A 12,036-nucleotide genomic window follows, 5' to 3' on the forward strand; every position below is an offset into this window, starting at 1 on the left:
AATTCTTTGTCAACCCAATTTAGAAGGGTTCATTGAGCGATGTCCGCAATCGTGCGCGACTCCAGTATTTTCAAGGTACTCTCCTCAATCTCGGACAATATGCCGGCAAAGGACTCCTTGATTTCCTCGGCAAAACAATGCCCTGCTGCGGCGTCCAGCATGCTGTCGCTAATCGAGCTGTGAACCTGAAGAATCGAGTATACTTCAGCCAGCGAAATATCGCGGGCGTTCTTCCGCAGACGGTATCCTCCATCCCTTCCTTCACGCGATTCAATCAGATCGGCTTGGGCAAGTGTTTTCAGCACGCGCCGAATCAACGTCGACTCCGAGTGGAGATACGATGCGATATCGCCGCTAGAACACTTCCCGGAGTGACGCTCAAGGGTCACAAGCGCTTGCACGGCAATACTGAAGGTTTTATAGGTGGATGGGCAGGCCATTGTCGATTTTTTGGAGGCCGCTTCTTTGTTTACGCTCATGTTCCTACCCCCTTTTAAGAATAAAAAGCCTTGAATGGATACTCACCTGCAGTAGCAGATGTTCCATCCAGCTTTTCATTATTGTAACGTAAACCTGACACTCCTTCAAGAACATAAGGGCCACTGCTTAATGGCCCTCGTCCTCGACCAGCGCTTGCGACTCAAACAAATTCGCCTCCCGGTAATTCACGTCCATTCTAAGCTGGCTTGCCTGCGTCCGGTCGATATCGCCTTGCTCGAACATGCTCTGAATCTCGTTACGCTCGGATTGAATCGCTTTAAGCTCCAGTTCCATGCGTTCACTGCTCAGCTTCTGTTTTCTTCGGCTCCAAACGCGATCGTTCTGGAGAAAATGCTCCATTGCACGATAATCCGCGATCACCGCTTGCAAGATTTCCTTCTTCTCCGCCGGCTTCACCGCTTGAATCTCGCCGATTGCCGCACGAATGGCCTCGAGCTTCAACGCCTTATACTGGTTCCAATCCGGATGATCCGGAGACATCGGCACTTCTTTGGGCTCGTTGTTTGTCAGCAATCGCTTCAAATTCTGCCATAATGTTCTCATCAACAGCTTGATTTTGTATCGGCTGGCAAGCAGCATCTCGACTCTGTCAAGCGAGGATAGGAACAGCTCGGCTGCTCGCGTTGAGGCTTTATGTTCCTTAAGCCATGCTTCGGCAACGCTTCGCTCCGCCGCCAGGCCGATTTTTCTAACTGCGATCGTGGCTTCCCAGAACTGCTTCATGTCGCTCTTATCCGTGATATGAGATTGCTGAAGCCGCTTGGTATACGCATAGATGAGCTGGACCGCCTCTTCCTTGTTCTCGTCGGTCATTTCTTCCCGTACGGTGCGAAGACCCGCCTGCAGCATTTGAATCCGTGCTTCTTTTCCATGATCGATCATCGTCGCCGAATCGGCATGTTTCTCCCGGGTTAACAGCGGGAGCAGGACACTCGCGATCACCAGAGTTAAGAGAATGACGCCCGCACAGATAAACAGCATCAAGCTTCGCTCCGGAAAAGGACGGTTGTCCGCCAGAGTCAGCGGAATGGAGAAGGCCGCTGCCAGCGTCAATGCTCCCCTAACGCCCGAGAGGGCCGTCAGCAGGGAAGATTTGAACTGACGGTTCGTTGATACCCATACCCATGCGAATCGCAGCAATATCAGCACAGCCGTTATCAGTAATATGTAACCGACGACTTGTCCGTTATTATAGGCAGGGTCGCTCCATATTTGATTCACGACGCCCGGAATTTCATGCCCCAGCAGAATGAACACTAATCCGTTTAGCGTAAAGAGAATGACGGACCAGGTGCTGTCCGATACCACTCTGAGCTTGATGGACGCCGAGCGCATGCGGTCCCTCTCTACTGCGTGGGTGACGCCCGCGGCAACGACGGCCAGAATCCCGGATACATGAAACTCCTCGGCTATGAGGTAAATGATGAACGGCGTCAGGATGATGATCAGCATATGAAGAGTGACGTCCTCCATACCGAGCCGGCGCAGCAGCATTCTGAACCAGATCACAAGAAAACCCAGCAATGCACCGATGACGATTCCTCCGACCGCGATAACCAAAAAACTTCCGATAGCCTTCGTCAGGGAGAAATAACCCGTCACTGTTGCTGCAATCGCAAAGTTGAATGCAACCAAACCGGATGCATCATTCATAAGCGCTTCGCCTTCAAGCAAATGCATGATTTTACCCGGCAGCTTCACTCTTCCCGACAAGGAACCTACCGCTACCGCGTCCGTAGGCGACAGTATCGCTGCCAGGGCGAAGGCCGCCGATAACGGGATTGCCGGAATGAGCCAGTGAATGAAAGGCCCCGCGATCAAGACCGTAGCAAATACGAGACCCAGCGCCAGCAGGAGGATGTATGATCTCAGCTTCCATAATTCGTCGCGCGGGGTCAGCTTTCCATCATTAAACAAGAGCGGTGCGATGAACAAAACCATGAACAATTCGGGATTCAGCGGCACATGATGAAAACCTTGGACATAGGCCACCCCGATTCCGAGGGCGATCTGGATCAGCGGGACCGGAATGAACGGCAGAAAACGATGGATCATATTGGATATCCCGATCAAAACCAGAAAAATAAGGACCATTAAAAATATTTCCACCCTGCATTCGCTCCTTTCTGAGGGGATTCATCTATGTAACATTCACTGCCTTTCAATAGACGGGTTTAGGTTATGTAGAATACCGATGGTTTATTAATGAAGCGGTAAAGTTTCAGCCTTTTGCCTGGATCATAAAAAGGCCCCCTAAAGAGTGTCCTTTAGGAAGCCTATTAAGCCTGCCGTTTCGTATTAATAAGCAGTCCAGCCGGCATCGGCTGTAACGACGGTGCCGTTGACAAAGCTGGCTTCATCCGAAGCGAGGAACAATACCACCTTCGCGATCTCTTCCGGTTCGCCCGCTCGCGGGTTCAGGTTCATGCCGGCCATGGCTCGTTCCATGCCGAACGAATTCGGCGCGTTGATGGTGGTGCCGATATTGGTGCTGACGCCGCCCGGAGCAACCGCGTTACAGCGGATGCCCTGCGTCGCATACTGGAAGCCGACATTTTTGGTCAAGCCGACCACGGCATGTTTGGCCGCCGTATACGAAGCGCCTGCCCTGGACCCCATCAGTCCTCCGGCAGAAGCAATGTTCACAATGACTCCGCTTTTCTTCTCCAAGAAGATCGGCAATGCTTTACGAATGGTTCTCATCGGCCCCGTTGCGTTGATGGCGAATACGCGGTCCCACAGCTCGTCCGTCACGTCCGCAGCCGGTACGAAATTGTCCATGATGCCGGCATTGTTGATCAAGATATCAAGCGTTCCGTATTCGTTAACAGTTGCGTCAACCAACTGCTGCACTTCTTCTTCCTTGGCAACATTCGCGGCCACAGCCAAGGCCGTGCCGCCATTCGCTGCGATTCCGTCCACGACGCCTTGCGCCGCCTCAAGCCGAAGATCGGACACCACGACTTTTGCGCCTTCGGCAGCAAACAATTCTGCCGTCGCTTTTCCCATTCCAGAAGCAGCCCCGGTTACAATCGCAACTTTACCAGATAATCTCATGCTTCATACCCCCATTATTCGTCATTGATCAAATTTAATATCAGGCACAATATATCAACAGCTGTTCAATACCAGACATATGTCAAATCTAGTATAATCAAAGTATGATATAGGTCACAATCATTAAAAAACGCAAAAGTGTGCGTTAACGAACAAAATGCGGGGATCTGTTTATATTTGAAATAATTAAATTCGTTATATTTTCACCGAAAGGACTCTTGCCTATGCAAACGAACAGAAAAAGGAGCGACCGGCGCATCGTCCGCAGCAAAGAGGCTTTAAAGCAATCGCTGCTGTCGCTGCTCTCCCAAAAAAGCTTCTCCAGCATTTCCATCACGGAAATCGTCGAATCGGCCAACTATAATCGAGGTACCTTCTATACCCACTATGACAACAAAGAGGCTCTGCTGGATGATATCCTGACTCCGCTCATGGAGGAGCTGATCGCTTCATTTAGAGCTCCATACGGGGATGTCGACGTTTTTCATATCGATGAGCTGCCCGCCAACGCGGTCAAAATATTCGACCATATCCATCAAAATGCCGGCGTGTACACGTCCCTGTTCAAAAGCGATGTGCTGCCGCTGGTCCGGGATAAAATGTTCACCGCCTTAAAGCAAATCGCCTTGGAGGATTTGGACTATCCGGGCGAAGAGCTCAACCATGAACTTCTCATCATTTATAATATGAACGCCTTAATCGGCCTGGTATTCCACTGGATCGAGAACAATTTCCACTATTCCGTCCCCTATATGAGGGATCAGCTGATTCTCATGATCAACTGGAGGCCACGCAGTGTTAGGACGCAGATCAAGCGGACGGACCCTACATGAAATCGGCGAGGATAAGCTTGATAAGTAAGTAGAAAAACCATGAGCCCTTTCTTAAGCAAGTGAAAGGATTCATGGTTTTTCAACGTCGATCTGCCATAGAACGCCATTTAAAATACGGAGCTTTCGCCTTTCCTTCACAGGTTCCTCGCGGTTAATCGATCATGAACCCGCTTTTCTTACAACCGGATTCTTATTCTTGTTGGTCTAAAGGCATGGATAGGACCGTCATCGTCGTTGTATGCCCATACTCGCTGCACTGATAGATAAAGGTTTCGAGAGACTTCATCGAACCTGTTTCGATTTTCATCAGAAAATTGTATTGGCCGCTGACTTGGTATATCTCGACGACCTCCTGCGATTGTTTGGCGAATGTCGTCAGACGGCCGCAATGACTGGCCTGGATCAGGATGAAGGCCGTTACGCCCTTCCCCATTTTTTCAGCTGAAAGAACCGTACGATACTCTGTAATTACGCCTTTCTCTTCCAAACGCTTCACACGCTCGGATACCGCAGGCTGCGTCATGTTGACCTTCCTCCCCAATTCGGAGAAGGAGATTCTTGCATTATGCTTTAACAGCTCCAAGATTTGAAGATCAATTTGATCCATGATTACACACTCCCTGCATTCCCAACTTCAATTTCCAAGTCGAATGTACGAAACAGCTATGATTTCAAAGTATTACGGTAGGAATTCCTTGATTATCATCTGTAACTATACGGCTCTGATTTATACAATGGAACTAGGTTAACAAGCCCCATTCTAGGAGGTATATACAATGACGATCAGCCTGCACGATTCCATTAGAATCGGAACCTTACCATTGAAGAACCGAATGATCATGGCTCCTATGCAGCAAAATCAAGGAACGCCGGATTCTCATGCAACCGATTATCATGTGAAATTTTACAGTGAACGGGCGGAACATGTCAGTATGATCATTATCGAATCTACCGTCGTGTCGGCAAACGGCCGGTTGTTCCCGGACGATATTGGAATATATACTGAACTGCATGCAGCTTCCCTACGCAGAATTGTCGATGCGGTCCATGCGAAAGGAACACCGATCTTCATCCAATTGACCCACGCCGGCAGAAAAGCATGGCCTACCGTAACCGAAAAAAGTCTGGCTCCTAGCGCGATTGCCTACGATGATCAATATGGACTTCCCGAAACGATGTCCCAAGCGGACATTAACGCGGTCATCGACCAGTTCCGGATGGCTGCCCGCCGAAGCCTCCAGGCCGGCTTTGATGGAATCGAGCTTCATGCCGCCCATGGTCATCTCCTCCACCAATTCCTCTCTCCGCTGTCGAATCGGCGAACGGACGCATATGGTGGGAGCCTTGAAAACAGAGTCCGCTTCATCCAGGAAGTTCTGGCGGCCATCCGTACCGAAGTAGGAAACGACTACCCGGTGCAATTGCGGGTTTCTGCATCCGACTTTGCCGATGGCGGCCTGACGCCGGCAGAGGTTGCGCTCGCCTTGACGTACCTGCAGTCCGAACTGGATGCCGTGCATGTATCTTCGGGCGGTCTCGTACCTGCTGCACCTTTAGCCACGCCGGAAGGCTACCAAACACCTTATGCGGCGGTGATCAAACAATATGTAAACATACCGGTAATCGCGGTCGGCAATATACGCACCCAGGCGTTCGCCAATTTCATTCTAGCAGATGGGATGGCAGATATGATAGCCATCGGCCGCCCATTGCTGGAAGATGCAAATTTCGGTAAAAAAATGCTGACCTTAGTTTAATGACTGCAAACTCAAGCAACATAGTCGTTAACTTGCGCAATTCAATAGAAAAGCCAAAGGCCGTTTCCGCAGGGAGCTTGGAACTCCCCTCGGAGACGGCCTATTCTTGAATGCCGATCAATTCTGCATCAGAACCAATTTGCCGATCCTCCTCAATAAACCGTGATCAAACGCCCCCATTGCTGTAGCAAATGGACAGGAGGTTTAGAGTACCGTCAGGATCGAAACATCTTAAGCCGGCGGCAGGGCCGTCGATTGGCGGACGATCAGCTCCGGGGGGAGCACAATTCGCCGGGCAGGATCTCCCTTGCCGGACAGCCCCCTTACCACAAGATCAACCGCCATGCGTCCCATTTGCTCGATCGGCTGGGCAATAACGGTCAGCGGCGGATCGGTTACGCTGGCCAGAATCGTATCGTCAAAGCTGACGACCGAACATTCCTCCGGTACGCGCAGTCCGAGTTCGCGGGCCGCCCGAAGGGCACCGACCGCCAGCAGGTCGTTGCAGCAGAACAGTGCCGTGGGTCTTACCGCTAGCTCCAGCATGGCTTTAGCTCGCCGGTAACCATCCTCGATCTTATGGTCACAGGCTGCAATACAGCCGGGGGACAGCTCCAAACCGTGTGAAGCGGCAGCTTCAACAAATCCCCTTACCCGCTCGCTGCTGCTTGTCACCCGTTCATTCTCAGCAAGCACTGCGAGTCTGCGATGACCCAATTGTAGCAGATGCTCCGCAGCCAGCCGTCCTCCCTCCAGGTCATGTACCCGGACGCTGCTGGCATCAAGCGCAGGATTGTCCCGGGCAATAAGCGCTATCGCCAGCGAATGCTCTTGAAGCGGCTTAAGCAGCTCGCCATGGGATATACCCGTCCCGATAATCACGCCATCCACTTGCTTCTGCCTCAACAGATTAACGTAGCGCTTTACTTTCTCTTCTTGGTTGTCCGTGCTGCAGATGATCACGCTGTAACCGAGCTGATGTCCTTGATCCTCGACGGAGCGAGCCATCTCGGCAAAAAAAGGGTTGGAGATATCGGGAACGAGCAATCCAAGAGTAAAGGTTCTTTTGCCGGCGAGGGCGGAAGCAATCGCGTTCGGCCGATAGTTCAGGCGCTTCATGATATCCAGAATTTCCTCACGCCGTTCGCGGCTGATCTTGCCCTTGCCGTTGATGACATGAGAAACGGTGGCAATGGAGACGCCGGCTTCGCGCGCAACGTCATAAATAGTCGCTCTTATCATCCCTTGGGCTCCATTTGTTTAATTTTGGAATTTCAATTTATTATGCGCCTTCCTCTCTTTTAGCGCAAGGCCGATTTATCGTTAATGCCGCCTGCAGACATTCAATCAAGAACCCTTGCCTGGATCTTATCTGACTTTATCTCATCAGCCAGTCATGATCCGGGTCGTTGCGGAATTTCCATATTCGCTTCGGACCTGCCATGACGTTCAGGTAATACACGTCATAACCCGGAGGGGCGGAAACCGGATGGTAGCCTTCAGGCACCATCACGGCCTCGCCGTCTTTGACCGCCATCGTTTCGTTCAGCGACCGGTCATCCGTGTAGACCCGCTGCACGGTAAACCCCTGCTCCGGCTCAATCCGGAAATAGTAGGTTTCCTCCAGCAGCGACTCCTCCGGCAGCTCGTCGCGGTCATGCTTGTGGGGCGGATAACTGGACCAGTTGCCTCCGTCCGTAAACACCTCGACCACCAGCAAACTGTCGGCCGGCATTTGCTCCGGCAAAATATTGTGCACCAGACGCGACATGCTGCCGCTGCCCCGGTTCTCGACGCCTACATCCTGCGGCTCAATCAGACGTGCCCGATGATTCCCTTGCCCCGGGGCAAGGCACACCGCCAGCTCTATTTCAGTAAGAGCCTTGACCTCATACTGCTGTTGCGAAGGCACATAAACGGTGTAGGGGGGCGTCTTCTCAAATACGCTCATGCGTTTGCCAATGTTGTCCCAGCTTTCTCCCCCGGCCTTCACGTCGGCCCGCCCGGACAGCAGGACAAGGGCCGCCTCCTGATCTCCCGTGGTTCGGCTCAGCGTCTGGCCTTCACTCAAACGGAAAACCTGGAAGCCTACATACTCCCATCCTGCCGTCTGCGGCGTAATCGACAGCACGCATCCGTCCCGGTCCGGAGTCGTTGCGGGTACTATTAAATTCGGCATGGTGTTTCTCCTCCTTTATCGTGGATCAGATCTGCAAATCATGACGGCATTAGCCTACTGAAGTACCGGCGGTCAGCTCGGCCAGCTTCACCGGACGGCCCTGTTCCAGCGAGCGTTTAGCCGCCAGCGCAATCAGCTCCGCCTGCAGGCCGTCGTGACCGCTAACCGGCACTGGCGTTCCGTTCTGAAGGCTTTCGATAAACTGCTTCGCCTCGTCCATGTACGCTTCCGTGTACCGTTCCAGAAAGAAATACAACGGCTTGTCACGGGTGACGCCTTCCGGGCCGCTGACCACCGTGGTGCTTGGATAATCGTTGTCGGCGGTCACGCTGCCGCCGGAGCCGAATACCTCCACCCGCTGATCATACCCGTAGACGGCTTGGCGGCTGTTGTCGATGACGCCGAGCGCGCCGCTTTCAAACCGAAGCGTCGTCACGGCTGTGTCAATGTCGCCTTGCTCGCCGATGGCGGGGTCCACCAGCACCGCGCCTTGGGCGAACACCTCGACCACCTCGCTGCCCGATAGGTAACGGGCGATGTCAAAATCATGGATCGCCATATCCATAAACAGGCCGCCGGAACCTTTAATATAATCCGGATGCGGGGGGTTCGGATCGCGCGAGGTGATCTTGATCAGATGCGGCTCCCCGATCCTACCCTCAGATACAATCTCCCGAACGCGTCTGAAGTTGTGGTCGAACCTGCGGTTGAAGCCGATCTGCAGGCTAACGCCTCCCGCTTTCACGGCCGCCAGCGCTTCGAGGGTCTGGTCCACGCTCAAACTGACCGGCTTCTCGCAGAAAATATGCTTGCCGTTTGCGGCGGCCTGCTTAATGAACGGGACATGCGTATCCGTCGAGGAGCAGATCAACACGGCATCGATATCCGGGCTTTCCAAGATTTCGATGCTGTTGTTTGTGACGACGGGGATGGCCCGCGACGCCGCCCAGGCACGCAGCTCATCGCCGGCGAACAGGTCGCCGATGGCTGAAATTTTCGCGCCGGGGATGCGCAGCAGGTTATCCGCATGGATTTTGCCGATTCGTCCGGCACCGATGATTCCGATATGAATGGTTTTCATATGAACGTCTCCTCTGCTTCAGGGCTACCAGCGCGCCGTCACCATTTTTTTGCGGGTATAGAATTCCACGCCGTCCGTGCCGTTGGCATGCAGGTCTCCATAGAAGGAGTTTTTCCAGCCGGAGAACGGAAAGAAAGCCATCGGCGCAGGAACGCCGAGGTTTACGCCCAGCATGCCGGCATCGATATGTTCGCGGAACTGGCGCACATCGCTGCCGTCCTGCGTGAACAAACAAGCCCCGTTGGCGAAATCGGAGCGGTTCGATATGTCGATGGCCGCATCCAGCGTTTCCGCCCGCATGATGGACAACACCGGGGCGAAAATTTCGTCCTTCCAAATCTTCATCTCGCTTGTCACTTCATCAAAAATCGTCGGTCCGACAAAATATCCGGCCCCGTTCACAGCCTCGTCCGCGCGGCCGTCACGAATCAGCTTCGCTCCTTCCCGCTCGCCCGCTTCGATATAAAAGAGCGTGCGCTCCTTGTGGGCTTGCCGGATCACCGGCCCCAGGAAGACGCCTTCGTCCGCTCCGTTGCCGATGGAGATTTCATCGGCCGCCTGCTTCAGCTTCGCGATCAGCGGTTCGGCTACGTCCCCTACGGCCACCACCACGGAGCAGGCCATGCAGCGCTCACCGGCAGAGCCGAAGGCAGCGCTGACGATCTGGGTGACGGCGGCGTCCAAATCGGCTGTCGGCATCACGATGCTGTGGTTTTTTGCTCCGGCCAAGGCCTGTACGCGCTTGCCATGGGAAGAAGCGGTTTTGTACACATGCTCCGCCACCGGTTGGGAGCCGACGAAGGACACGGCGGCGATGCCGGGATGCTCCAGCAAAGCGTTGACTACATCATGGGCGCCGTGAACGAGGTTCAGGACGCCGTCCGGCAGGCCCGCTTCCGAGAACAGCTCTGCCAGGCGCTGAGCCAGGAGCGGCGTACGTTCCGAAGGCTTCAGCACGAACGCGTTGCCGCAAGCGATGGCGAGCGGAAACATCCAGCATGGCACCATCATCGGAAAATTGAACGGCGTGATGCCGGCCACAACGCCAATCGGATACCGGTACATGCCGGATTCCAAATGGGTGGCGATGTCCGGAAGCTGTTTGCCCATCATCAGCGTCGGCGCCCCGGCGGCAAACTCGACGCATTCGATGCCGCGCTGGACTTCGCCGTAGGCTTCGGCATAGCTTTTGCCGTTCTCCGCCGTAATCAGGCGTGCCAGCTCCTCCCAATGCTCCACGAGAAGCTGCTGGTACTTGAACAGGATCCGCGCGCGCCGCGGCACGGCGGTCTTGGCCCAGTCGCGTCCGGCTTCGGCAGCCGCTTCCACCGCTTGGTCCACGTCCTCCTTGGTGGAAAGCGGGACGTAAGCAAGGATTTCTTCCGTCGCCGGGTTATAGACCGGTTCGCTGCGTTCCGATCTAGAAGGCACGAATTCTCCGCCGATATAATTGTTCAGGATTTGCGTCATGCGAGTTAGCCCCTTTCGATTGAATCAGTCAGGATAAATAATGATTGCTGCTTCAAGAATTGGCGATAATTTCGCCTCGCTTGCAGCGCTCGATATAATCGAGAACCGCGGCGCTTGTCGGCATCGCATCGGAGCAGCTGTGGCTGGAGATGACGATGCTCGCTGCAGCACTTCCGAACTCCATGCAGCGTTCGATAGCCCAGCCCTGCATTAGGCCGTACAGGAAGCCGGCGGCATACGAATCCCCCGCTCCGAACGTCTTGATGACCTTCGCCGGAAAGCTTTGAGCTGTATGGCTCCCACCGCCGGGGGTATAAGCGATGGACCCCTCCTTGCCGTGCTTGATAATGACGATTTTGGCCCTGTAATCAAACCACTTGGCAGCCGTGACGCGGTCGCTTCGTTCCGGGTTGCCGCCGAACTGCTCCATCATATCGAACTCCTCGCGCGTGCCGAGGACAATGTCGCATTTTTCTGCCGCTAAATTGTAATAGGTTGCCGTCTCCTGCGGCGATTTCCATGTGTACGGACGGTAATCAAGGTCAAACGCGATCACGGTGCCGTGGCGCTTGGCATAGTCCAGAGCCAGAAACACGGCTTCCCGGGAGGGGCTGGCCGCGAGCGCGGTCCCGGAGATGAGTACCATTTTGGCGGATGCGATCAGCTCCTCGCTCACTTCCCCCGTCTCCAGCAGCAAGTCCGCGGCGTTGTCCCGATACATCAGAATGCTGCAGTCGGTCGGGCTCCTGATCTCGGTAAAAGCCAGACCCGTTACGGCCCCCGTGTGGTCGGTGGAGACGCCGTTCGTCGCAATCCCGTTATCCTCCAGATATTTGGTAATAAAACGCCCCATCTGATCGTCCGCCACCTTGCCGATGAAGCCTGTATTCAGGCCTAGGCGGGCCATCCCGATACAGATATTGGCGGGGGATCCGCCCACATATTTGGTAAACGTGCTCGTCTCTTCCATCGGCCGGTTAATCTCATTGGCGTTCAGGTCGATGCACAGTCTGCCCATGGCCACGAAATCCATCGTTTTTTCGTTATTGAACGTGATTTCACTCATGGATAAACCTCCTCGTTCGGATCAGCCCTGGCCGAGCAACCATATGATTCTGACCATGGCTCCGCTCTTCTATGGACCGTATCGCTTACAGC

The 12,036-nt window shown here is 54.0% G+C and carries 11 protein-coding genes; 2 read left to right on the forward strand and 9 right to left on the reverse strand.

Going from position 1 to position 12,036, the window contains the following annotated elements:
- Positions 1 to 29: 29 nt before the first annotated feature.
- The 3 genes from MHI43_RS18650 to MHI43_RS18660 all read right to left on the reverse strand — a co-directional run bounded on the left by MHI43_RS18650 (position 30) and on the right by MHI43_RS18660 (position 3,558).
- A complete protein-coding gene (locus tag MHI43_RS18650; RefSeq protein ID WP_015735874.1) occupies positions 30 to 479 on the reverse strand; it encodes an Rrf2 family transcriptional regulator in 450 nt (149 codons plus the stop codon).
- A 127-nt stretch (positions 480 to 606) separates the two neighbouring features.
- Complete coding sequence (locus MHI43_RS18655) at positions 607 to 2,610, reverse strand: Na+/H+ antiporter (protein ID WP_036660863.1); 2,004 nt, start codon at positions 2,608 to 2,610, stop codon at positions 607 to 609.
- 189 nt (positions 2,611 to 2,799) lie between these two features.
- Complete coding sequence (locus MHI43_RS18660; protein ID WP_015735876.1) at positions 2,800 to 3,558, reverse strand: SDR family oxidoreductase; 759 nt, start codon at positions 3,556 to 3,558, stop codon at positions 2,800 to 2,802.
- Positions 3,559 to 3,782: 224 nt separating this feature from the next.
- Here MHI43_RS18660 and MHI43_RS18665 point away from each other — a divergent pair, with 224 nt between their 5' ends.
- Entirely contained in the window at positions 3,783 to 4,391 is a 609-nt protein-coding gene (locus tag MHI43_RS18665) for a TetR/AcrR family transcriptional regulator (RefSeq protein ID WP_015735877.1), read from the forward strand.
- Between the two features lie 190 nt (positions 4,392 to 4,581).
- Here MHI43_RS18665 and MHI43_RS18670 read toward each other — a convergent pair whose 3' ends face one another.
- Entirely contained in the window at positions 4,582 to 4,998 is a 417-nt protein-coding gene (locus tag MHI43_RS18670; RefSeq protein WP_015735878.1) for an AsnC family transcriptional regulator, read from the reverse strand.
- A 169-nt stretch (positions 4,999 to 5,167) separates the two neighbouring features.
- On the opposite strand from MHI43_RS18670, the gene MHI43_RS18675 reads away from it, so the two are divergent.
- A complete protein-coding gene (locus tag MHI43_RS18675) occupies positions 5,168 to 6,148 on the forward strand; it encodes an NADH:flavin oxidoreductase (RefSeq protein WP_036660866.1) in 981 nt (326 codons plus the stop codon).
- A gap of 231 nt (positions 6,149 to 6,379) precedes the next feature.
- Here the strand turns inward: MHI43_RS18675 and MHI43_RS18680 are convergent, their stop codons facing one another.
- The 5 genes from MHI43_RS18680 to iolC form a co-directional block, all read right to left on the reverse strand.
- A complete protein-coding gene (locus MHI43_RS18680; protein WP_186326462.1) occupies positions 6,380 to 7,390 on the reverse strand; it encodes a LacI family DNA-binding transcriptional regulator in 1,011 nt (336 codons plus the stop codon).
- Positions 7,391 to 7,526: 136 nt separating this feature from the next.
- Positions 7,527 to 8,327: a 5-deoxy-glucuronate isomerase gene (gene iolB, locus MHI43_RS18685; protein WP_036660867.1), complete on the reverse strand. Its 801-nt coding sequence runs from the start codon at positions 8,325 to 8,327 to the stop codon at positions 7,527 to 7,529.
- A gap of 49 nt (positions 8,328 to 8,376) precedes the next feature.
- Complete coding sequence (gene iolG, locus MHI43_RS18690; protein ID WP_036660869.1) at positions 8,377 to 9,408, reverse strand: inositol 2-dehydrogenase; 1,032 nt, start codon at positions 9,406 to 9,408, stop codon at positions 8,377 to 8,379.
- 24 nt (positions 9,409 to 9,432) lie between these two features.
- Positions 9,433 to 10,878 (reverse strand): CoA-acylating methylmalonate-semialdehyde dehydrogenase, encoded by a 1,446-nt coding sequence (locus MHI43_RS18695; protein WP_036660870.1) that lies wholly within the window; start codon positions 10,876 to 10,878, stop codon positions 9,433 to 9,435.
- Positions 10,879 to 10,930: 52 nt separating this feature from the next.
- Positions 10,931 to 11,944, reverse strand: coding sequence for a 5-dehydro-2-deoxygluconokinase (iolC, locus tag MHI43_RS18700; protein WP_036660871.1), 1,014 nt, complete (start codon positions 11,942 to 11,944; stop codon positions 10,931 to 10,933).
- Positions 11,945 to 12,036 lie beyond the last annotated feature (92 nt).

Source organism: Paenibacillus sp. FSL H8-0457 (assembly GCF_038051935.1).
GTDB classification, from domain to species: Bacteria; Bacillota; Bacilli; order Paenibacillales; family Paenibacillaceae; genus Paenibacillus_AQ; species Paenibacillus_AQ lautus_A.

What these genes read in the sequence shown, in the direction of transcription:
- MHI43_RS18650 (WP_015735874.1), bottom strand. Translation starts at nt 479, where the DNA reads ATGAGCGTAAACAAAGAAGCGGCCTCCAAAAAATCGACAATGGCCTGC.
- MHI43_RS18660 (WP_015735876.1), bottom strand. Translation starts at nt 3,558, where the DNA reads ATGAGATTATCTGGTAAAGTTGCGATTGTAACCGGGGCTGCTTCTGGA.
- MHI43_RS18665 (WP_015735877.1), top strand. Translation starts at nt 3,783, where the DNA reads ATGCAAACGAACAGAAAAAGGAGCGACCGGCGCATCGTCCGCAGCAAA.
- MHI43_RS18670 (WP_015735878.1), bottom strand. Translation starts at nt 4,998, where the DNA reads ATGGATCAAATTGATCTTCAAATCTTGGAGCTGTTAAAGCATAATGCA.
- MHI43_RS18675 (WP_036660866.1), top strand. Translation starts at nt 5,168, where the DNA reads ATGACGATCAGCCTGCACGATTCCATTAGAATCGGAACCTTACCATTG.
- MHI43_RS18680 (WP_186326462.1), bottom strand. Translation starts at nt 7,390, where the DNA reads ATGATAAGAGCGACTATTTATGACGTTGCGCGCGAAGCCGGCGTCTCC.
- iolB (WP_036660867.1), bottom strand. Translation starts at nt 8,327, where the DNA reads ATGCCGAATTTAATAGTACCCGCAACGACTCCGGACCGGGACGGATGC.
- iolG (WP_036660869.1), bottom strand. Translation starts at nt 9,408, where the DNA reads ATGAAAACCATTCATATCGGAATCATCGGTGCCGGACGAATCGGCAAA.
- MHI43_RS18695 (WP_036660870.1), bottom strand. Translation starts at nt 10,878, where the DNA reads ATGACGCAAATCCTGAACAATTATATCGGCGGAGAATTCGTGCCTTCT.
- iolC (WP_036660871.1), bottom strand. Translation starts at nt 11,944, where the DNA reads ATGAGTGAAATCACGTTCAATAACGAAAAAACGATGGATTTCGTGGCC.